The sequence below is a fragment of the Methylotenera versatilis 7 genome (genome assembly GCF_000799165.1).
Lineage (GTDB): Bacteria > Pseudomonadota > Gammaproteobacteria > Burkholderiales > Methylophilaceae > Methylotenera_A > Methylotenera_A versatilis_A.
This window is the reverse complement of sequence record NZ_JUGF01000001.1, coordinates 627,158-649,736: the sequence shown is the minus strand read 5'-3', so window position 1 is coordinate 649,736 and position 22,579 is coordinate 627,158. Positions and strand designations below refer to the sequence as shown.

Here is a 22,579-nt window from a genome sequence, read left to right as displayed (position 1 = left end):
ATGCCTGAAATGACACAGAAAAATGATGCTTTTCCACAATCCTTACCACTTGCCAATATCGTGCAAGAGGTGGAACGCAATGGATTTTGCTCAGCATATTGTCATGATATAGTCGGTGATGAGCTTGATTTCGCGGCACAGGCAGTGATGATTAAAGTGCTGGCAAACAACGCTCGGTTACAGGTGAGTTTTAATGAGGCACGTAAGCTATGTGTTTTTGAGGCACTTGCTGCCTAAGAAATTTAGGCCTCAGTCATTTTTTAATGCAAAGATATTAGACTGGGGTTCGAATCCCCGTGGGGACGCCACAATGTTAAGCGGTATACTAAATATCAAAATTTGATGTTTTATTATCTAATATTTTTGGTTAAGTATTTTTATTAATCACATGATTTAATTGACTTATTTATATTAATTTCCACTGTAATTGCTGTGCCTTGTGACGGGATGCTGAGTATGTTCATCGTCCCAGTCAATGATTCAACACGTTCAGCTATCCCCAATAAGCCGTAGCATGTTTGTAATTGTTTATCAGCGATTTTTTGATGAATATCAAACCCAATGCCGTTATCCTGTACCGTGATATTCAAATAAGTATCAGACTTATTGATCACAACATGCACCAGGCTAGCTTGGGCGTGTTTTGCAATATTGGTGAGCGCTTCTTGCACAATTCTAAAAATGGCAATGCTGGTGCACTCTGGTAAACAGTCAATATCGCCAACTATTTCCAGCTGATACTCTATCGCTTTTGGCTTTCTTTCGCTTATTTTCCAAGTGTCTATCATGTGCTCAATGGCTGCTGATAATCCCAACTTATCTAAAGCCACGGGTCGCAGGCTGTGCATCATGCGTCTGGTCATATCATAGGCATGATCTGCGCTATCGCTGATACGTTTTGCCGCGAAAAGCGCCGCGTCGTTGCTAACATCATTTATCAGTATGTTGGCATGCGCTTTAATCGCGTTTAAATGCTGCCCCAAATCATCATGCAAATGCTGCGCAATGGCTTTGCGCTCTTCCTCTTGCACTTGCAGTAATCGTTGCAGCAAGGTGTGGTTGTGCAAAATCAATTGACGAGATTCGTTGATGCGCCGTTTAGCGAACCATATCAGAGCCAGTAAAAAAGCGAGCAATGCGAATATGAGTTCATCAATATCGCTGGTTTTTTCATACTGCTGCGCCCATTCGTAAAAACGGTCAGATACGTTGAATATACTTGATAGGGCGTAGGCTACTACAAAGGTGAGTAGGACGCTGATTAATTCAATCAAGATCAGTTGTCGATGTCGTTTGTGATCGACAAAATGCGGAGTAACTTTCACAGCGTATTTATCATTGAATATTTGGCTTAATAAGCAAACGTACAACATGCTTGATAAGGTCGCTACAAACAATCGTAAAATTCCCAATATACTATGGGAAAAAATCCTATGATAGTTTGTGTGCGATTTGTATCGGTATCTCGCTACTATAATCCATGCAGTATTCTTAACACTCAACTCTGCATCGACCTTTGCCGCAGAAAAGCTCTAAAAAGATGAAAAACTATAGATGCAACACAATCGCCGTCATTCGCACAAATTTAGTATGCTCAATATAAAACCAGTGGTGTTGGTGGGCATATGTCTTTGCTGGAGTTTTCTGGCAAATGCCGCGCCTTTCGCTTATGTGACGAATCAGGGTAACAATACTGTTTCGGTTGTGAATCTGGCCAGTAATACAGTGATAAGCAACGTTAAAGTTGGTATTGCACCTGTTGGTGTGGCGGTAGATACAAAGCAGAATCGCGTGTATATCACCAACGTGGAAAGCCGTTCGGTTTCTGTGTTGGATATGTTAACCAACCAAGTCATACATGAGATTAAGCTGACCATTGCGCCTGTTGGTGTGACAGTTAGTAAAAGTGGCGATCAACTGTTTGTTGCCGATTGGTTTAATGACCAAGTGTTGGTGATTGATGCTAAAAACTATTTACAGACCCATGCAATCGCAATGGGTAAATTGCCAGCTGGCATGGTGTTAAACCGCGAAGGCACTAGTTTATATGTGGCTAATCGCGATAGTAATGATGTGGGCGTGATTGATACCAAAACCATGCAAATCACTCATAAAATTGCGGTTGGTAAACATCCGTTTGGCATGGCGCTATCAGGCGATGGCAAGCTGCTTTATGTGGTGAATGTTGAAAGTAATACGGTGTCGGTAATCGATGTGCATCGCGATGCGGTGATTGCCACCATTCCAGTTGGTAATCACCCTTACTGCGCGACTAGTAACACGGATGGCAGCCGTATTTATGTCACCAATACGCAAGCAGATACCGTATCGGTTATCGACACCGAAACGCAAAAAGTGATTGCCACTATTAAAGTGGGGGGTACGCCGGAAGGTATCAGTTATGATTCGCAACATAACCGTATTTACGTGGCTAGTTGGATGGACGATACGCTGACGGTGATTGATGCCGAAACCAATCAAGTGATACAGAGTATTGCCACTGGCGCGCAAAGCCGTGCATTTGGACAGTTTATCGCATCACCGTCTATTCAGTAGGCGGCGTTTTCTTAACTGCTTTAATCTATTCATTTGATTCATATATTCCCGATAGATGCAGGAAAAAATCCCGTTTGTATTCATGATTAATTGCGTACCCAATCCTTAGCAACAAAGCTACTGTGTACATTGTTTTCTCGATTGTATTATTAGGAGTTTTATCATCATGCAAGTGTCTCGCACAGTTTTACTTTCAGCTTTACTTACTACCCTGTCTTTAAGTGGTTATGCACTCGCAGAACCTTTCGCCTATGTGCCCAATGAAAAAGATGGCAAAGTATCGGTGATTGATACGGCTACAGATAAAGTGGTGGATACGCTGCCTAAAAAAGGTAAGTTTGGCAAGCAAATACAAGCGGTGGCATTAAACCCTGAAGGCACAAAACTGTATGTGGTGGTGCGTGATAAAAATGCAGTGGCCATTGTGGATGTAAAAGAAGGCAAGCAAATCGGTTTGGTGAAAGTAGGGGACGAGCCAGAAGGCATTGATATTGCACCAGATGGCAAAACACTCGCAGCTTGTTTAGAAGAAGAAAATGCGGTTTCATTTGTAGATTTAGCGACGGAAAAGCTGATACACACCGCAAAAACACAAGGTCGCAATCCTGAGCATTGCGTATATTCACCAGAAGGAAAATGGCTGTTGGCAAGTAACGAAGAAAGTGGCGATGTAGATGTGATTGATGTGACGACACATACATCGGTGCATTTGATTAAAGCCACTAAGCATCCGCGTGGCATTGGCTTTTCACCAGATGGCAAGCTGGTATATATTGCCAATGAGGCGGCTAATCTGGTTGAGGTGGTATCGGTAGGTGATTGGAAAGTGCTGCATCGCATCAATGTGGGATTGCGTTCAAATGGTGTGAAAGTCTCGCATGACGGCAGCCGTGTTTATGTGAGCAATGGCGGTGACCACAATATTAGCGTGATTGACGCTGCTAATAATAAAGTGATTACGACGATTCCTGTTGGTCAACGTCCTTGGAATATGGCGCTAACGCCTGATGGCAAAAAGCTCTATGTTGCGAACGGTCGCAGCAATAGCGTAACTGTCATTGATACGGAAAAGAATGCTGTATTAAGTGAAATCCCAGTGGGTCAATTTCCGTGGGGCGTGGTGATTCATTAGTGTATAAACAGTTAAGATAAGACATTAATAACGTTATAAGAAGTGCAAGCCGTATGCTGGCTTGCGCTTTTTCTTCTAAATCTACATTTAAGAAACTAAAGCGCTGTTTGCTGGCGTTTATACTCCTTACGTTTCATTGCCATATATTCTGCTTGTTCCACCTCATGCAATTGGCGCGGATAATTTTCATTACTGGTATACCAAAGCTGAAAGCGCTTTTCTGGCATGCTGTCGGATGCTATATTTAGCGTCGCAAGGTAAGCATCAATTGCCAGATAATAGCGCATCGTATTGCGCTCAACCACGCCCCGTACGCCTTGGATATAATCAGGCGGATTGCTATCTACTTGTTTGTTGGTGCGCGTGAATCCAACTTTATCCCTGCCGATGGTCGCTAAATAGGTTTTCATGGCAACTCGGCCCGTTAAACCAAATGAATATGTGTAAGTAAAATGCAAAAAGGTTTGTCCATTTTTAAGCGGAATCGATTCAATCCAAATGCGGTAATTAGATGTGCCTAACGGCCCTTTTTCTGCATTCAGTTGAATAGCAAAGTAATCGGCAGAACTGACTATTTCGCGATAATTAAACTCCACGCGAGAAGTGTCTTCTAGCGACTGATCGTACTTTTTACCAAGGTTAACATTCAACACTGCACCATTTTTATTGCTGCTTGCTTGGCAGTATTTAATATTAATATGCAATATCAATACATCGCACCAATGCGCAGGGTTATTGAGCGCAGTATTCACTTTTGCAAAAGGGTGGTTAACAACAGCGTAAATCTCGCCTTTTAAATTATCGGATGACTCCTCAGAGTTAAGATAAAGCGGGCGATTAAATTGGTTACTATTCAATTGCTTAGTTAATTCTGTGTGCTTTTCACTTAAAGTCTCAGCGTTGTATTTAAGGGTTGTAGATTCTGCGGAAAATGCTTGAGTACAACTGAATAAAACACTAGAAATGCATAAAATTACTCTAAATATACGTGTTTTTAATAACATTGTTTTGGGTTAAGTTTCCTTAAGATTGATATTAAGCTAGAGGATCAGACTATAAAAACCTTGCCCACAAACGAGCGGCTTGTTCTTTTAACCGCGTAGTAACAGAGCGGGAGCGCCAGTCTTTTAATGTGATTTGTTTAGATTCGGCTAAATCTTTTTCAAACACTTGCTGCATTTTTCCGCCAAAATCTTGCCCCAGCATCACAGCATTAATTTCTTGATTATGCACAAAACTGCGCCAATCCAAATTGGTAGAACCAATAGTTGACCAAACACCGTCAATTAGCGCAGTTTTGGCATGCAGTAACGCGCCTTGTCTTTCGTATATTTTTACGCCTGCATTCAGCAACTCATCGTAAAACGAGCGTGAAGCATGAAACACCATATTTGAGTCGGTTTTTTCTGGCAGTAATAAGCGTACATCCACGCCGCGTGCAACAGCTTCTTTTAACGCGGCCAACAATTGCGCATCTGGCACAAAATAAGCATTTGTTAAGAAAATCTGCGTTTCTGCGCTATTAATTGCAGAAATCAATGTAGAGTAAATTTGGCTATAAGGCTCATCAGGGGTGCTGCCAATGGCACGTACGATTTCGTTGCCCTGGTTCGTTAACGCAGGGTAATAATTCCTTCGTGCAAGCTCATGACCTTTTTGTGCTGCCCAAGTCTCAAAAAATAGCTTTTGAAACTCTGCCACCACTGGGCCTGTCATTTGCATATGTGTATCGCGCCAAGGGGTGCCTTCAATCTCTGAAGCTGCAGGGGGGTGTGGTGGATTATTGACTAATACCGGACCAAGACTTGGATTGCCGACATTTGAATGGATGGAGTTTTCCGGCTGTTTTTGTTCTTGGTGTTTTTTAGACTTTCTGTTTGGTTTGCTGGAAGAGCCGCCAAAAGAGCCGCTGGAATAGACGCTGCTAATATTGATGCCGCCTACAAACGCAATTTCGCCATCTACAATTAATAACTTTCGATGGTCGCGCTGATTCACATCCCAACCTTTTCGTGTATTTAAAGGGTTAATCGGGTTGTACTCCAGAACGTTAACGCCAGCGTCGGATAGTTTTTTAAAAAACTCTTTCGGTGCACTGCTACTGCCAACGCTGTCATAAATCAAATTCACTTGCACGCCGCTTTGTTGTTTTTTGATAAACGCTTCGGAAAATTTTTGACCAATTTCATCGTCTTCAATGATGTAAGTTTCCATATTGATATGGTCTTTGGCGTTTTCAATCGCCAACATCATGGCTTGGTAAGTAGAAGGGCCATCAATCAGCAAATCGACTTTGTTGCCAATAATCAATGGGCTGCCGACAATCTCCGATTCCAACGCTAAATGCCTGTCAAATATGCTGGTATCTTCGCCGTCTTTTTTAAGCTTGGTCAGTATGAGCTTGCTTTGTGCATTGCTTAAACTGCCATTTGCGCCTTCCAGTTGCACCTTGTGTGGCGATTGTAACGCCATGTCTGGTGTCATTAAAGGGATAGATGAACAGCCTACAATTAACGTTGTATACAAGGCGATTGTTAGATTAATTAGATTGATTTTTTGCATATGCTCTAGTAAATCCCGAGTTCATTTTAATGGTCTGTTCAGTCATATTTCTTGTGTCAATTAGAGATAATTCGCCCTGATATTGGCAAGTTAACAGGAATTTAGCAGAAACAAACATTTATTTAAGTGCGTTATCGCACAGAACATTTTTTATATGCAGCCCAAAATGACTCTACCAATATTCATTCAAATAAATGGAGTAAATCGTATGAAAAGCCTTAAAAAGATTTCTAGTATTTTAACGATAGCTGCTTTGGCAACATTAGTGGCTTGTGCAGGCACAGCAAAAAAAGAAAGCACAGGAGAATATATTGACGACAGCTTAATTACCGCAAAAGTGAAAACCGCTGTTTTAAATGAGCCAAGTTTAAAATCCGCAGAAATCAACGTAGAAACATTTAAAGGCGTGGTGCAATTAAGTGGTTTCGTAAATTCGCAGGCTGACATAGAAAAAGCAGCAGAAGTGGCGCGTGGTGTTAAAGGCGTTACATCCGTTAAAAATGATACCCACCTTAAAGCAAAGTAATAACTGCAATTAAATTAATATCATTTAATTGCAATTTTGTTTAAATTTGATGCTCTAAGTATTAGGCTAAATGCTTTAACGAGTAAAAAAGGAGGCTATATGATTTGGGATCAAATTGAAGGTAACTGGAAGCAGCTGAAAGGCAATGTGAAAGAGCAGTGGGGAAAATTAACCGATGACGATCTGGATGTGATCAATGGTCAACGTGAAGCATTATCCGGTAAAATTCAAGCGACATACGGACTCACGGAAAATGATGCTCACAGCCAAATATCTGATTGGGAAACGATGCTGATCAATCTTGCCAAGCCAGATGCCAGAGTTACCAAAGAGAGTGGTGCGAAACCGTTGCCGGATGATAAAGAGTAGCTTTTATCTTTTGTTAACAATCTAACATTAAAACAATACAGCGCTTTATAAAGCGCCGTATTGTTTTTTACTATTTTAAAACTTTACTCTTATGTAGCTTAATCTTTATTCTCAAAAACACAGATACTTTCTTCCGAGTTAAAAGTTACACGCAAATTAGCACGTCTAGCCATATGGTTGATTTCACTGATCAAAGCAAGATGATCAACAATATCCGGCACTAAATTAACGCAATAAGCTGAATAAAATCCATGCTCTTTTACTTCACGCAAGATAGTGGGAATGTCAACAAAAGTTGCATCACTTAAGTCTTTCGATGTTTTTACATGTTTAATTAACATTTTGTTGTTGTTTTAAGGGTTAAGTTTCTTATTTAGTGGCCGTACTTAACCACTTTTTTGCTCAAGTTTTAATCGTTATTTTTTATTGGGGTCGAACTGCCAATTTAAGCTAAACCAAACACCTCTAGGTGCTCCTGGTGCCAAGAAATTGGTACTCAGCCAATCTCCCGAATTATGGTTGTAACCATCAGGCCCAATTGCACCATTGATTGACGGGGAGAATGGATTGCGACCTAAACGACCCGCACTAAAATATTCTTTATCGAACAAGTTATTGATGATCATCGTGCCTGTCCATTCCTGATTGAACTTATAGCTGGTCTGGAAATTGAATGTGGCATAACCGTCAACTTTCCCCGGGTTGTTTGCAGGACGGCGCTGTACTTGTCGGAAACCGCCATCGGGAGCACCGAACTCATCATAAGTAGGAAGACTGACAGTGATTCCTTTACCTTGCTCGTGCGCGTTATTCTCATTGCCACGCAAAAATGCGCTTGAATGCGCTACGGCTGAAATACCCACCTGCCAATTTGATGTCAGTGCGTAGTTAAAGCTGGCATTCAGATTATGCAACGGCACACCGGGCATGCGATTGCCCGGCTTTACGCGAATACGGCCAACATCATCTTCAGGGTCAGAATAAGTACACACGCCTAAGTAATTGCAATATTCCCCATCCACGGCGCGTATTGCACTGCTGTTGTCGTCTGCCGCCATTTCAAATTTACTTTGAAAAGTCGCATCTGTCAGTGCATAGTTCAAACGAAACGACGCTTTGCCAAAAGCTGCGCTGATGCCCGCTTCTAAACCTTGTCTGCGTGTTTTACCAATCGTGTCAAAAAAATTCTTATTGCCTGGAAAAGTAATGAGGTAAATATCATCTTTCAGATTGGTGCGATAAACCCCCAGATTCCATTCAACATTATCAAACCCCCATAAATTTGCATACGCGCCGCGTACGCCAAGGTCAAAAGTGGTCGCTTTAATTTGTGGTAGATGTGGGTCACCAGCTAATGTATTGGGTAAATGACATGAGCGATTTTCCGCAATACTTTTTTCTAACGGCCCTCTCGGACCGGGCACAAGCGTATGGTCAAATGCACAACCTAACTCGATCACACTGGGCGTACGGGTTCCTTGGCTGACATTACCAAATATGTTTAGGTTCTCTTGCGCCTGCCAGCTTGCACCCAAAGATGGGTTAAGTGAATAGTAACTATGCTTCTCTTTCTGTGGCGCTTCCAACACCATACTCAGGTCTGGGATCTTATAGCCAGTAGTCGGGCGAACGCCATTGACGGCAATATTATAATAATCGGGCGTTGAGTAAAAATTGGAAATATCGTCAAACTGATCCAGCAGCCTCCTAGTCGCCAGCTCGATATTGGTTTTGGTCATGTTATAACGCACAGCGCCTGAGATATGCAATGTTTCGATGGGGCTCCAGGTTTCACTGGCATAGATACTTTTGGTGATGGAGTTTCCACCGAAATCGTTATTACTCACACCAATTCTGGCGGCTGCATACTCAGAACGTATTTGATCGGGTGCTAAATAGGCTTTTCTACTAGGGTCAAGCAAGCCCAACATTTGTTCATTGGCATACTCCGCCTCATTACTGTCAATCGACGCGCCCACCATGAATTTATGTTTGGGAAAATTCCAGTTGAACTGAATAGATGCCCCGTCCGTTACTTGATTAATAAAACCATTGTTGAAAATAGCGGTGGGCGTTCCTTCTACAACACCTTTACCTGTGCCATTATCCTGATACAAGCCATCTACACGTATATGATTATTTGTGATGGGGTCTAACTCTGTTAAAAACTCTCGAATACCGCCTCTGTGCGTGTTTTGTGTGTCATTACAATTTTGCATATTGTCTGGTTTTAAAAAAGCCACAATGTGCTTCATTACATTTCCATCGTCATCTACGCTGTAATAGTAAAAATCAAAACTGCCAAATGGGTTGATATTCGAATTAGTATTGAGTGGCAAACCTTGTGCAGCATCCGAACCTTGTGCAAATATGTTGTTAAATATTGCTCCATTGAAGTTATAAAAATTCTCACCATTTCCGAGAGGGCTTGTTCCATATTCGTCACTTAAATCTGTTGTTCCTGTTCCATAATTAGTTTGCTGAAAATTTTTATGGAAATTGAAATTGAAGTTAGCAATTCTGACGAACTCACGCGGCAACTCGCGGTTAAATGATTCGCTGACGGGCGGCGCCCCAGCCGCACCGTTTGAGAGTGAATAATTAGGCGTAGCTGTGTTGTAGTCTTGAATAAAATAATCAAACAAAAATTCGTTGGAAAATCCAAATGTATCAAAATTATCGGGTATATCTAGCACATAATAATCGGGCAAACCATACTCTGCAGCTCTTCCCGTACTGTTATACACACAGGTGTACTCTTCGCCAGCTCTTAAATTTCTGTTTCTAGCTTTGTCGCCGAACTCAGTGTAAACATCTGCACCTCTCTGTTTACGGTCGCTGTTTCTACGGTACACTTGTCCTGTGATACTAAACGTATCTGTGGCTTGAAAAGCACCTGATAGCTGAAATTGTTGTAACCTGTTTTTAGTCGTGTCCTCGGCGGTAAAAGACCCATTTCTATTCTGTTTATACATTTCACTGGGTAACAATCCATTGCCGACAAGATCTGTGCCGACGATAAGTGTACTCAGATTCAAGTCCAGCTTATCTCCTCTGTAACTTGCCTTACCAAAGAACTGATTTACTTTGCTGGGTGAATTCTCCCGCCATCCATCCTCTAAAAAGAAGTTGCCAGCACCAAATAAAGCGACTGTGCCGTTATTCCAGCCAGCTTCTGCCTGCAGTTGTTTGCGACCAAAAGAGCCCGTTAAAATATCGGCATCTACTCCTTCATTACTAAATCCATCTTTGGTTTTCATGGAAAATGCACCACCCAGGGTGTTCAGTCCAAAGATAGGGTTGGAGCCTGGGAATACATCCACACCCGCCAATGCATTCATTGGAATCATGTCCCAGTTCACCACGTCACCGAACGGTTCATTCACACGAATACCATCAAGAAACACACTTAACCCTTGTGGCGTACCAATTTGTGGGCCTGCAGTAAAACCGCGGTAGGTGACGTCCATTTGAAAAGGATTGCCTTGATAATCATTCACGTTAACTGATTGTAGTTTTCGGTTCATTAAATCAGTCAGGCTGAGTGCGTGAGAGTCTTTAATCTCTTTTGCTGAGATACTTTGCACATTGCCAGGAATTTGTTCTTTAGTTAACCCCAACCCAGGTAGAGGGCCTATCTCGTAGAAACGTTTGGCACGTACTTCTACGGTTTTTAACTCTGTATTTAAGGGTAAATCGTTAGGGTTATTTTTCAGATTTTCAGCAGATGGTAGGGCAGTTTTGCGCTGAATAATGACATTTGAGCCTTCAATTGTTTGGCCCAACTCGCTATTAAGCAGCAGTCTGCGCAAAATTTCGCTGGATTCCAGTTTTCCTTTAACCGATGGCGAGGATTTGCCTTCAACCAGTTTGCTATCTACCACAATGGTTAAACCTGCGGCTTTTCCGAGTTGTTGTAATGATAAAGCCAGCGATTGTGCTGGTAAATCCACATCTAACGGCGCGGCTAATACAAGGTTTGGCGAGGCTAGGGCGGCAATAATGCCAAGGTAAAGCAAGCGTTGTGAATGTGCCTTGGCGGGCGGGCGATTAGAATGGGATTTAATTTTTAATACTTTTGACATCAGTAATCCTTTTTACGCATAAGTGCTGTTGTTAATGCACTGACGTATGGGGATGCAAAACACCTGATGTTTTTAATGAAATATTTTTAATTAAATTTAAATTCGGTTTTTATATGCTGCTTTATTGATGATTTTTATTCACGATTAACAAGGTTTTGTTATCGGCATTTTTTACTTCTACCGATGCGATTCTTGGCAGTAAATTTAAAAAGCCATCAATATTATTCATTTGGACTATTGCTGTGATTTTTGGCGCCGTGATTTTGGAAGCTGGAGTTTGCGGTACATCCGTTTGTAGTTCTGGCGCGTTAAGCACGGTAGTTTTGTGTGTATCTACTTGTTCAAATGCGCTGTCAGGCACGGTAATCGGGTGCTTACTGTATCTGGATAAGGTTTCGGCTATTTCGGGCAAGTCAGCTTGTTCAAACGATACATAGCCATTAATAAAGCTAAAAGCGCCTTCTGCGTTACGGTTCACTTTTTTGGCCGGTTGATTTGCGGCATTGTCGGTATAAGTTTCTGCCACTTCACCTTTGTTTAAAAGCGTAGATGGCGCAATTACTTGTCCGTTTACATCAATGCTATCTACTTTCACGGTGCCGTGATCAACACTGATGCGCATTAGATTTTGCAGGCGGTTAATGGCGAATCGCGTACCTAGAACAGTCACGCGTGTATTGCCGCTATCAATCACAAAAGGACGGCTGGCATCTTTGGCTACATCAAAAACCACTTCACCTTTAATTAAGGTGACTGAGCGTTTATTGCGATAGAAGGTGATATTGACATTGGTATTTGCATTTAATGTCAGTTGGCTGCCATCCTCTAGCTTTTGCACTTTTGTTTGCCCAATTGAGGTTGTGCTAGCCATTTGCATAACCGGTTGTTTCTGCCATTGCGACCACCCTTGCGTGACCATAAGCGCGGTAATGGCAATTGCAAAAATACTCAACACGCCGCGCATAATATTGCTGCGTTGTGCTTTGGTTTGGCTGGCACGTTGCTGTTTGTTTGCCTGAATGGTATCGGCCAGCGATTGCAGTTTGTCGTTATCTGCAAAGCTATCCATCATATTTGCAAAAGCCTGATATTCCTGCGCGTGCACGTCGCTAGAAAGCAGCCATTGCTCAAATTTGCTGCGATCCACATGATCAGCATCCGCCGATTGCATGCGGGTAAACCACATGGCGGCTTCTTTGCGGATTTTATTGTTTGTGCTGGTCATGATTCGTAGTCATGCTTATTTAGACATTCATTTAATATTAATAATATAGTTTAAGTTTTTATTTTAACTGGTTAATTTAATTAAATATTATCGTAACATTCCGTCGCATTCTGCACGCAAGCTGATCAACGCGCGCATCATGTGACGTTCTACCATATTTAAACTGACACCCAATTTTTGCGCAATTTCTGGGTGCGTATAACCTTCTACGCAGTGCATCCAAAAAACCACGCGGCACTTTTTAGGTAGGGAATCAACGATGATTTGCAAAGCTTTCAAGCGTTGATTCAGTTCCACAATATCTTGGGCAGAGGGCACTAAAGTCTGCTCTAGTACATGGCCTTGTTGTGCATTGCTGGAAACCAATTCTGAAGTATCGTTAAACAAAGGCACGAATTTACAGGTATCGCGAAAGCTGTCCACTAAAACAGATTTAACCACTAACCTTAAATAAGCATGCGGCTGATGTACTTGCGGATTTTTAGATAATGCAAAGCGAATGAGTGCATCGTGCAACACATCCTGCGCGCGATACAGGCAACGTGTTTGCTGGCTGATAGACGGTAGCAGGTTTGCGTAAGCCCAGCGTAAATCAATACCATGCCAGGTAAGCGGGTGTGGCGGTGTTAAATCCTGCTGTAAAGCGGCTGACATCATTAGATTTATCCTCGATACGAATGTGCCAGTGACAAGCCGTTTTTAATCATTAGGTGGCTTATGGCTTAACATGCGATGAGTTTATATAGGCAAAACTTATGCCAGCTATTAAACTAATTAATACATTGATTATATTAAGAAAATATTTCTTCAATAAATGGGTTGGCTGTAAACAGCCATGTGGCGGTTGATTTCAGCCATATTTACAAACAACATTGCTGATGTTAAAAAGATTAATCGCCTAGAATTTCTGCAATCGGCCGTAAATGTTCAACATGCTCGCAGATCACTTTCAGGATGACGATAATAGGAATGCCGAGCAACATTCCCCAGATACCCCATAACCATGCAAAAAACAATAATGAAACAAATACTGCGGCCGCGTTCATTTTTGCGATACGGCCTGTCATCCAGGTAGTGACAAAAACACCGACAAAAGTGGCGATTAATAGTGAAGTGCCTGAAATGAATAGCGCTATGATGAATGAATCAAACTGCATATAGGCTGCCATTCCCGTGGCCGTGGCGATAGCCACCGGACCAAAGTAGGGGATAATATGCAAAAAACCTGCTGCAACTGACCAAGCGCCTGCATTTTCCAAGCCAAATAAGCGTAACGCAATCCACATCATCAGGCCGACCATGACGTTAGTCACCACCAGCATAAACATATAGCGTTGAATGGAATAGTTAATTTGATCAAGCATATTAACGGTAATTTTTTTGCGTGAAAGTGAAGGCCCGGCAAGCCTGACCAGTTTTCGTTTAAATGCATCGCCAGACAGCAATAGAAAATAAGCCAGAAAAATCATCATGGTGGCTTCGCCAAGGAACCCTGCAAAGCCTAGTGAGCCTCGCCACAGATAATCACCGATTTTAAATTTTCGTTCATCAATCACAACATGCATGATTTGTTTTTTATTTTGTTCGGAAATGTTATCCACAGAACTGGCGGCTTTTTCAACTTGATTAGCCGCAATTTGTACCTTCTGAATATTGGAAAGTGGCGCGCCGCGCTTGCTGGCGAAATGAGAGGTAAGTTTTGTAGCGGCTTCTGGCAATTGGGTAATAATTGACTGTACTTGGCCGCGCAGACCATATCCAGAGCCAATAACCGCGCCGATAAACGCTAAAATAACCAACGTTGATCCAACTGCGCGTGGAATCTTAATTTGTTCCAGCCATATGACTAAGGGATTGAGCGTGTATGACAGCAAAATGCCGAGCAGCATGGTGATGATGAATCCTTGCGCCCAATCCAGTGTAAAAATAACAGCCAAGGTCATAATGACCACGAGCGCAACGTTGGTCACTTGCACTTTGTCTGAAGTTGTCGGCAAGATACTCTCTACTGACGGCTTGATTTCATTTTCATTTGTTGGTGTTGGATTCATAGTTAACTTAATGAATGATAGTGATTGGAATGAATAGACTGATTGGCAATATATAAAAAATATTTTGGGATTAAAAGGTAATCCGTAGTTAATTTATTTATTAAGTATTTAAAGTAACACCTTTTATCATTGTTGATTTATTAGTTTAATCTTGTTGTTTTAATTGCTATGTGCGATAGCCAACACAGAACCTCAAATAAATTTGCCGGTGAAATTTTGGATAATAAAATTGAGCAGTTTTTAATGCGTTTATTTTATTCATTAACTTATGTTAGTTATCACACAGATGAGCTTTAATAAGTTGGATTAACATGCAAATTAATCATGGATAAATTAAGCAAAATAATTGGTTAAGTTAAAACCTTGAGCGTCATCATCCATTAAAAAAACAGATTAATTGTCAGAGAAAGTAATCAATAACAATCATGCAAAATAACCGTTTTCTAAAGCAACTCGCCCAGCAATTGGCTCAACCAAAATTGTTAGTTGTGCTGGTTGCCAGTGCTTTTATAAGCTTGTCAGCTTGTAGTTCAAGTGTGAGTGATATTAAAGCGGACAATACAGTGGGATTCGGGCCAAATCCAGCATTAGATGCGCCACAAAAAAAATTACTGCCCACCGTGAACATTGCGCCAGCAATTGGCTGGTCAGATAAAGCAAAACCCGTTGCAGCGGCAGGCGTTTCGGTGGCGGCATTTGCACAGGGTTTGGATCACCCGCGCTGGTTATATGTGCTGCCTAACGGTGATGTGCTGGCGGCAGAAACCAATGCGCCACCCAAAGGTAAAATCGATCAAACCATCATGCAGAGCATAAGAGGTTGGGTGATGGGCAAGGTGATGACAAAAGCGGGCGCGGGCGTACCAAGTGCTAATCGCATTATGTTGTTACGCGATTCTGATCATGATGGCGTCGCCGATATCAATACGGTATTGCTAGATGGCTTAATGTCGCCTTTTGGTATGGCGCTGGTTGGTGATGAATTGTATGTAGCCAATGCAGATGCGGTGGTTAAATTTCCTTACACGACAGGCGATTTGAAAATATCAGCACCCGGCACCAAGGTGGTGGATTTGCCTGGCGGGCCGCTTAATCATCATTGGACAAAAAATATCATCGCAAACAAAGAAGGTACTAAGTTATATGTAACGGTGGGTTCAAATAGCAATGTAGGTGAAGGCGGCATGGATATTGAAGTTGGCCGTGCGGCAATTTGGGAAATCGATATTAAAACGGCTGAACAGCGCCTGTTTGCAGAAGGTTTACGCAACCCGAATGGTTTAGCTTGGGAGCCTGAAACTGGCGCGCTTTGGACAGTAGTGAACGAGCGTGATGAAATTGGCGATGATCTGGTACCGGATTATCTAACATCGGTACAAAAGGGTGCTTTTTATGGCTGGCCGTATAGTTATTATGGCCAAAATGTAGATGAGCGCATAAAACCAGCTAGGCCAGAGTTGGTGGCAAAAGCAATTGTGCCAGACTACGCATTGGGTGCGCATACTGCATCTTTAGGTTTAGTGTCATCCGTCAATGCTAAATTGTTACCGGCAACTTATGCGAATGGTATGTTTATCGGTCAGCATGGCTCTTGGAATCGCAAACCGCGCAGTGGTTATAAAGTGATTTATGTACCATTTGCCAACGGCAAGCCAGCAGGAATGCCCGTTGATGTGCTGACTGGTTTTTTAAGCCAAGATGGTGATGCTTATGGTCGGCCAGTTGGCGTTGCGATTGATAAGCAGGGCGCGTTATTGGTGGCAGATGATGTGGGTAATAAGGTTTGGCGTGTAACTGCTGCTAACTAAAAAAGTATTATCGTTTTTAAATCGGTTAATTGGTTGTTGTGCTGAATATTACTGTGCTTATATTATTGTTCTTTGGAATAACCAATTAACCCGACAAATACTCTGACTAATCCATAAGCAAGCCAAGACAGAAAACGCTTGAAGAGATGGCGGCTAGACCATTCTTCTGGCAGCACGTGGTAAGCACTTTCTTCAATAGAATGCATAATATCCGTGCGCAACTCTGTCGCAAAGTGTTTGTCTTTGACGATAACATTAGCCTCTCGCGCTAGTAATAAGCTAAACGGATCGATATTGGAAGAACCTACTGTTGCCCATTGGCTATCAATCACGGCGACTTTGCTGTGCATATAACCTTTGCGGTATTCGTAGATTTCGATACTGTGTTTCAAAAAATCTGCATAAAAAGCATGGGTAGCAAGCATTAAAAAATACTCCAGGCGCCCTTGTAATAATAATTTGACATTAACACCGCGTTTAGCAGCGGCCAGCAAAGCCTTGCGAAAGCGCCTGCCGGGCACAAAATAGGCATTGGCGATAATGATTTCCGTTTGTGCTTGGGCAATTGCTGTTAAATAAGCGTTTTCGATACTGCGTCTGTTTAATACATTATCGCGCAATACAAATGCCGCATTGACGTTATGTTTTTTATGCGGTGGCACTGCTTTTTCTTGCAAATTTACTGGTGTTAATGGTTCGGATTGAGCAGTTTTTAAATGGTAAGACTGTAGTAGATTGTTAGCTTGTAAATGTGTAAAAGAGATGCGGCGCCAGAGTTTATGCGCGCTGATTAATATTGCAGGTAACAATTTCCCTTCTACACGCACCGCATAATCGATTCGCGGTGGGGTATTGTCTGGCACATTGTAGTCATCAATAATATTGATGCCGCCAACAAAGCCAACTTTCCCGTCAATGATCGCTACTTTACGATGCATGCGGCGTAAGCGGCTTTTCTTCAACGTCCAGGGTGATATTTTCGGCCGATAAAACATTATTTTTACGCCGGCTTTTTCTAGATCATTCACAAAACCAGACGGTAAGTTTTTACAGCCAAAACCGTCCAATAATACGTTCACGGTTACGCCACGCTGCGCTGCGCGTTTCAATGCCTCGCCTATACGTAAGCCAATGTTGTCGGGTTCGTAAATATACGTTTGCAGGTAGATTTCATGTGAGGCATGCTCAATCGCTGCTTCCAACGCAGGGAAATATTCAATGCCATTGCGCAGTAGCTGTATTTGATTGCCGCTAATAAATGGAGTCATGATTTTGCCAGTCTTAATTTGTTATATTTTTATGACGGTTATTTTTAGTCAGTTATATCTTAGTCAGTTATATCTTAGTCAGTTATATCTTAGTCAGTTATATCTTAGTCAGTTATATCTTAGTCAGTTATATCTTAGTCGCCGATAAAATCGCATGATCCGATAGTTTGATAAATCTCGGACCAGAATGCACTTCCACCTGTTTAATACGAAATCCACGCACGTAAATACGATCCAGCCTTAGCATAGGCAACCATGATGGAAAGCTGCGTGCATGCTGACCGGTGTGGTGTTCAAACACTTCATGCAAATGCAAACGTTTAGCAAATTTTTTGCCTCCGATCGTGCTCCAATCATTAAAATCACCCGCGATAATCAATGCCGCATCTGCTGGAATATGCGTTTCAATATAATTCGCTACTGCTAATAATTGCTGCTGCCGCCAATGTGCGAACAAGCCCAAATGCAGGCAAACAGCATGCAAGGGTGTATTCCAATCCGGTACATTGATTTCACAATGTAACATGCCGCGCTGCTCAGAAGTATGTGCCGAAATATCCTGATTATGCGTGTGAATGATAGGGAATTTTGAAAGCAGTGCATTGCCATGATGACCGGCCGGATAAACGGAATTTTTTCCATAAGCGTGATCTGACCATACCGAATCTGCTAAAAACTCTGCCTGCCCCGCGATAGGCCATGTCGAAAAGCGCTTACTTTTAAGCGAATTTACGTCTTGTACTTCTTGCAAAAAAACGACATCTACATGCATTTGTTGCAACAAAGCCTTTTGATGATGCAATGCAAAACTGGCGTCAAAATGTGTTGAGCCTTTATGGATATTAAATGTAGCGATGCGGAAATCTTTCTGCATATTGTCTCTAAATATTAATGTTTGATGTTTAAGATACCATAACAAACACGAATCTAAAGTAGGAAAACACTGACAAAAAATACAGCCGTGTCCTATGTTTTAGTTATCTGTATTTGTTCATGATAGAGGCTCAAAAATAGCGATTAATAAGAACGGGAAGAGCAGAATGAATACAGTATTGAACACAATATCTAATCAGTCACTCAAGCGGACTTTAGCTAAGGACTCGGCTAACTTGGCTTCCGAGTCAATCATTTCTGAATCTAATGGACCTAAACAAAATTTATTACTCGCTTCTCTACCGTATTCTGAGCTTAGCCTTTGGGAGCATGAATTGGAGCTTGTTGACTTAAAGCTTGGTCAAATATTGTGTGAACCTGGCATTAAGCATACGCATGTTATTTTTCCCACCACTGCCATCGTATCTTTGCTGTACACCACGCAAGAGGGCACTTCGTCAGAAGTTTCTGTCGTCGGTAAAGATGGCGTAGTCGGCATATCCGTATTTATGGGCGGCAATGAAACACCTAACCAAGCCATGGTGCAAAGTGCAGGACAGGCATATCGATTAAGTACAAAGATGGCTAAAAATATAGCCAATAAAAATGGACCTTTATTGCATATGTTGCTGAATTACACCCAGATGATGATTACGCAGATTGCGCAAACCGCTGTGTGCAATCGGCACCATTCTATTGATCAGCAATTGTGTAGACGCTTATTAATTGGTATGGATTTATTGCAACATAACGACTTAATGATGACGCAGGAATTATTGGCTAGCTTACTTGGCGTGCGCCGCGAAAGCGTGACTGCCGCCGCGCTCAAGTTGCAAGAAGCTGGTGTGATTAGTTATTCCAGAGGACATATTACTGTGCTTAATCGCCAGTTGTTAGAGCAGCGTTGTTGTGAGTGTTACGCAATCGTCAAAAGTGAGCGAAATAGATTGATGCCGATTAAATCTAAACCAAATAACTACCCGTATAACAGATTAAGTATTGTGGAAACGCACTAAAGTAACAGAACTAAATAAAGGAATTATTAATGGATTGGGATGTAATTGAAAGCAATTGGGCTGAATTCAAAGGAAATATCAAACAACATTGGAGCAAAATCAGCGATAGCCAATTGGATTTGGTAGCGGGTAGGCGAGATTACTTGGTTAGAACAATACAAACAGTCTATGGTATGAGTAAAGAGGAAGCTGGGAGCCAGCTTTCCGCTTGGCAAAGTGTTCAGATTAATATAGATGGGCATTTTTATGAATCAAAACCATTTTCTATCAGATAACATTTGTAAACATATAAGGCAGCGATAGGTAAATGACACTAAGCGATCTGATTAACAAAATGCCATGACTAAAAAATTCAAAAAATACTGTAATCAATCAACATTGTTTCTAGCGGGAATGATTGTTTGTTGTAGTTTATCAGCAGAAAATATATCGCAGGAACAGCATAAATTCTTACATAAAAACAAAGCATTAACCTGTAAATCTATCAATTACCCAATTAGAGAACCTCTAATAGTTTCGTCTAAATTCGTCGTTGGTGACAAGAATTTCAGGCATAACAATGTGCTTAAGAATAGGCCTGACCCAAAAAATAGTCATATCATCGATCATCAGATTTTTGCCAGCCCCAAAAACATAAAATCGACAAAGCGTATATTCACATAACACCTAAATTAACACCTAAATCAATGTTGGGAAATTTACTTTAAAAAAGAGCATACTTATTACTTGTTTCTATTTTAAGGAGGTAAAAATAAAATGAACCTTAAATTAAAATTTTTGCTGCCAAACGTTAAAGCCGCTCATGAAGCGGGCGATGCGATGCTTCTGGCGCGAATTGAAGACAAAAACGTATGTTTCTTAGCTAAGCCAGGTGTCGATTTAGGCAAGCTGCATCATGCAAGTATTATAGAAGCAACCAATGCCGTGCATGAAGGATTTAGAGGCATTTTGATGGGCGCAGGTATCGGCTTATTAGGCGGTTTATATGTATTGTATTTTCCGCTATGGGTCACCGAATCACCGGCTTGGTTCACCAACGCGAGCCCGTTAACTATTTTGATCAGCACCAGTTTAATGGGCGCCGCTGCCGCCGCTTTTGGTGCTGCTTTGTTAGGCGTTAACTTATTCAATACGGATTTAAATCAGTTTAAAAAACGTATTGATGAAGGCGCGGTATTAATGATTGTTTCAGTACCATTAAACCGCGCAAATGAAATTCGTCAAATTGTAAAAAAACTACATTTGAAATACTGAAATCTATCTGAAATATTCAGAGTTGCGTCTTTAAGTTCATCGGCGCATTAAAAGAAAAGGCCACTTGTTTGCAAGTGGCCTTTTCTTTTAATAGTTGGTGGTTTTATACAGCCAAAAATGTTTAAAATTGGTTGTTTTCAGCCAATTTATAATCCGTTAAAAATAAGTTATGTTGATTTAACCAAGTAAAACAATGGCTTAAGTATTTTGCGTTTTTAGGCACGTATTTCGCTCTTAAATATTGCTAACCATCTGGCGGTGTTTAAGGATAAAAATATGATGATGCAAAGTGCTTTGGTCGGAGAGTTTTATGTCGAGCATAATTTTTGGCTCCATAAATGGTTGTCAAAAAAAGTAGGCTCTACTTTTGATGCGGCTGATTTAACGCAAGATACGTTCATGCGGTTGCTATCTAAGGTCGAAACGGAACAGATTGTTGAACCGCGTGCTTACTTAACAAAAATAGCACATGGACTGATGGTTAACTTTTTGCGCCGCCGCGATATGGAGGCCGCCTATATCGCAGCCATGATCAATTTTGGTGAATCGCAAGAAAAACTATTTCCATGCACGGAATCGTATCTAATCAATTTAGAAAAGTTGGTCACGATTGATCAAATGCTGGATGGATTGCCAAGTAAGGTTCGTAAGGCATTTTTAATGCATAAGCTGGATGGACTTACATACCCTGAGATAGCCGAAGAAATGGGAATGAGTGTTATATCCATTAAGAAATATATTGCAAAAGCTTTGGTGCATTGCGCAACCGAGCGATGAATGCGATTATTTTTTAAATATTTTATTTGTAATAGATGACTATGTCCGACCCAATCACAATTGCCTCTGAATGGTATATAAGAATAAACGAAGCAGATTGCAGCGAAGATGATCGTATTGCTTTTGATCGTTGGAAAAATGCCTCAAGCCGTAACCTGAGTGCCTGGAACCGTATTCTACAGGTGAATAAACCATTTGAAGGTTTAGAGCCTGTGATCAGCAAAGAGGTTTTGCTTAAGCGCGAGACATTTTCTTTATCAAAAAGGCAGCTATTAAAAAATCTCGGCATTGTTGCAGTGGCAACTGGCACAGGCTTGATTGCTTATCATGAAAAGCCCTGGCAAACCATGCTGGCAGATTACACCACGCACCAAGGCGAGACCAAAACGCTACGCTTATCAGACGATACGATGCTGGTATTAAATAGCGATACGGCAATTGATCAACAATATGATGATAAAAACCGAACGATTAAGTTGATTAAAGGCGAGGTTTTAATTGAAACCGGGCATGGAAAGGGCGCTTCAATTCCTTTTAGAGTGTATACCAAATACGGAATCATCACGGCACTTGGTACAAGATTCAGTGTAAGACAGCACAATGATTACGTTTCAGTTAATGTTTATAAAGATGCTGTTTCCATCAAAACTTTTGCGAATAGTGGCTTTAAACAAAAGCTATATGAAAACCATACCACTATTTTTAACGACCAAATTTCACCTGAAATCAAGCCACTGAAATTCGGTACGGATTTATGGATTAAAGGCATCTTAAGCGTTGTTGATATGCCGCTAAATGAATTTTTAATTGAATTAGATCGCTATTACACTGGCTACCTGCGTTGCGATCCCGTTATCAGCAATATCCTGATATCTGGCTCGTTTCCTCTTAATGATATGAATGCGATATTCTCAAGCCTTCAACATACCCACCCACTGCGTATTCACGCTGTGAGCAAATACTGGATTACTTTCAAGCCTGTTTAAGGTTTTTAAGAATGTAATTTGGGCGATTAATTTTAAATAAAAGCGTCAATCATTGAGTGGATTAAAAATGGCGACGTTGAAACGCTCAAAA

21 protein-coding genes are annotated in these 22,579 nt (G+C 41.4%); 11 read left to right on the top strand and 10 right to left on the bottom strand.

What is annotated here, in order from left to right:
* Window positions 1–237, top strand: a complete 237-nt coding sequence (locus tag K370_RS02880) for a hypothetical protein (RefSeq protein WP_047538022.1) — start codon at window positions 1–3, stop codon at window positions 235–237.
* A 143-nt stretch (window positions 238–380) separates the two neighbouring features.
* Here the strand turns inward: K370_RS02880 and K370_RS02875 are convergent, their stop codons facing one another.
* Complete coding sequence (locus K370_RS02875; RefSeq protein WP_047538902.1) at window positions 381–1,325, bottom strand: ATP-binding protein; 945 nt, start codon at window positions 1,323–1,325, stop codon at window positions 381–383.
* A 265-nt stretch (window positions 1,326–1,590) separates the two neighbouring features.
* On the opposite strand from K370_RS02875, the gene K370_RS02870 reads away from it, so the two are divergent.
* Complete coding sequence (locus K370_RS02870; protein ID WP_047538019.1) at window positions 1,591–2,556, top strand: YncE family protein; 966 nt, start codon at window positions 1,591–1,593, stop codon at window positions 2,554–2,556.
* A 166-nt stretch (window positions 2,557–2,722) separates the two neighbouring features.
* Complete coding sequence (locus K370_RS02865; protein WP_047538017.1) at window positions 2,723–3,688, top strand: beta-propeller fold lactonase family protein; 966 nt, start codon at window positions 2,723–2,725, stop codon at window positions 3,686–3,688.
* Window positions 3,689–3,783: 95 nt separating this feature from the next.
* Here the strand turns inward: K370_RS02865 and K370_RS02860 are convergent, their stop codons facing one another.
* Both K370_RS02860 and K370_RS02855 read right to left on the bottom strand, forming a co-directional pair.
* Window positions 3,784–4,545 (bottom strand): hypothetical protein, encoded by a 762-nt coding sequence (locus K370_RS02860; protein WP_235272669.1) that lies wholly within the window; start codon window positions 4,543–4,545, stop codon window positions 3,784–3,786.
* A 196-nt stretch (window positions 4,546–4,741) separates the two neighbouring features.
* Window positions 4,742–6,250 carry a phospholipase D-like domain-containing protein gene (locus K370_RS02855; RefSeq protein ID WP_047538012.1) on the bottom strand — a complete coding sequence of 503 codons (1,509 nt, stop codon included), beginning with the start codon at window positions 6,248–6,250 and terminating at the stop codon, window positions 4,742–4,744.
* A 208-nt stretch (window positions 6,251–6,458) separates the two neighbouring features.
* Here K370_RS02855 and K370_RS02850 point away from each other — a divergent pair, with 208 nt between their 5' ends.
* Complete coding sequence (locus tag K370_RS02850; RefSeq protein WP_047538009.1) at window positions 6,459–6,776, top strand: BON domain-containing protein; 318 nt, start codon at window positions 6,459–6,461, stop codon at window positions 6,774–6,776.
* 99 nt (window positions 6,777–6,875) lie between these two features.
* Complete coding sequence (locus K370_RS02845) at window positions 6,876–7,145, top strand: CsbD family protein (RefSeq protein WP_047538899.1); 270 nt, start codon at window positions 6,876–6,878, stop codon at window positions 7,143–7,145.
* Between the two features lie 98 nt (window positions 7,146–7,243).
* Here the strand turns inward: K370_RS02845 and K370_RS02840 are convergent, their stop codons facing one another.
* The 5 genes from K370_RS02840 to K370_RS02820 form a co-directional block, all read right to left on the bottom strand.
* The gene (locus K370_RS02840; protein ID WP_047538006.1) at window positions 7,244–7,486 is read right to left on the bottom strand and encodes a hypothetical protein; all 243 of its coding nucleotides are present in this window, start codon (window positions 7,484–7,486) and stop codon (window positions 7,244–7,246) included.
* A gap of 75 nt (window positions 7,487–7,561) precedes the next feature.
* Complete coding sequence (locus K370_RS02835; protein ID WP_052185150.1) at window positions 7,562–11,230, bottom strand: TonB-dependent receptor domain-containing protein; 3,669 nt, start codon at window positions 11,228–11,230, stop codon at window positions 7,562–7,564.
* 121 nt (window positions 11,231–11,351) lie between these two features.
* A complete protein-coding gene (locus tag K370_RS02830; RefSeq protein ID WP_047538003.1) occupies window positions 11,352–12,455 on the bottom strand; it encodes a FecR family protein in 1,104 nt (367 codons plus the stop codon).
* A gap of 87 nt (window positions 12,456–12,542) precedes the next feature.
* Window positions 12,543–13,112, bottom strand: coding sequence for an RNA polymerase sigma factor (locus K370_RS02825; RefSeq protein WP_235272668.1), 570 nt, complete (start codon window positions 13,110–13,112; stop codon window positions 12,543–12,545).
* Between the two features lie 233 nt (window positions 13,113–13,345).
* Window positions 13,346–14,506, bottom strand: a complete 1,161-nt coding sequence (locus tag K370_RS02820; protein ID WP_047537998.1) for an AI-2E family transporter — start codon at window positions 14,504–14,506, stop codon at window positions 13,346–13,348.
* Between the two features lie 425 nt (window positions 14,507–14,931).
* Here K370_RS02820 and K370_RS02815 point away from each other — a divergent pair, with 425 nt between their 5' ends.
* The gene (locus tag K370_RS02815) at window positions 14,932–16,314 is read left to right on the top strand and encodes a PQQ-dependent sugar dehydrogenase (RefSeq protein ID WP_047537996.1); all 1,383 of its coding nucleotides are present in this window, start codon (window positions 14,932–14,934) and stop codon (window positions 16,312–16,314) included.
* Window positions 16,315–16,376: 62 nt separating this feature from the next.
* Here K370_RS02815 and clsB read toward each other — a convergent pair whose 3' ends face one another.
* Both clsB and K370_RS02805 read right to left on the bottom strand, forming a co-directional pair.
* On the bottom strand, window positions 16,377–17,582 hold the full coding sequence (gene clsB / locus K370_RS02810; protein ID WP_047537994.1) for a cardiolipin synthase ClsB: 1,206 nt from the start codon (window positions 17,580–17,582) through the stop codon (window positions 16,377–16,379).
* A gap of 127 nt (window positions 17,583–17,709) precedes the next feature.
* The gene (locus K370_RS02805; protein WP_047537991.1) at window positions 17,710–18,456 is read right to left on the bottom strand and encodes an endonuclease/exonuclease/phosphatase family protein; all 747 of its coding nucleotides are present in this window, start codon (window positions 18,454–18,456) and stop codon (window positions 17,710–17,712) included.
* A 166-nt stretch (window positions 18,457–18,622) separates the two neighbouring features.
* On the opposite strand from K370_RS02805, the gene K370_RS02800 reads away from it, so the two are divergent.
* The 5 genes from K370_RS02800 (at window position 18,623) to K370_RS02775 (ending at window position 22,488) form a co-directional block, all read left to right on the top strand.
* Entirely contained in the window at window positions 18,623–19,471 is an 849-nt protein-coding gene (locus K370_RS02800; protein ID WP_047537988.1) for a Crp/Fnr family transcriptional regulator, read from the top strand.
* A gap of 29 nt (window positions 19,472–19,500) precedes the next feature.
* The gene (locus K370_RS02795; RefSeq protein ID WP_047537985.1) at window positions 19,501–19,746 is read left to right on the top strand and encodes a CsbD family protein; all 246 of its coding nucleotides are present in this window, start codon (window positions 19,501–19,503) and stop codon (window positions 19,744–19,746) included.
* A gap of 481 nt (window positions 19,747–20,227) precedes the next feature.
* On the top strand, window positions 20,228–20,725 hold the full coding sequence (locus K370_RS02785) for a hypothetical protein (protein WP_047537979.1): 498 nt from the start codon (window positions 20,228–20,230) through the stop codon (window positions 20,723–20,725).
* Between the two features lie 276 nt (window positions 20,726–21,001).
* Window positions 21,002–21,502: a sigma-70 family RNA polymerase sigma factor gene (locus K370_RS02780; protein WP_052185149.1), complete on the top strand. Its 501-nt coding sequence runs from the start codon at window positions 21,002–21,004 to the stop codon at window positions 21,500–21,502.
* Between the two features lie 41 nt (window positions 21,503–21,543).
* A complete protein-coding gene (locus K370_RS02775; protein WP_047537972.1) occupies window positions 21,544–22,488 on the top strand; it encodes a FecR domain-containing protein in 945 nt (314 codons plus the stop codon).
* The last annotated feature ends 91 nt before the right edge of the window (window positions 22,489–22,579 follow it).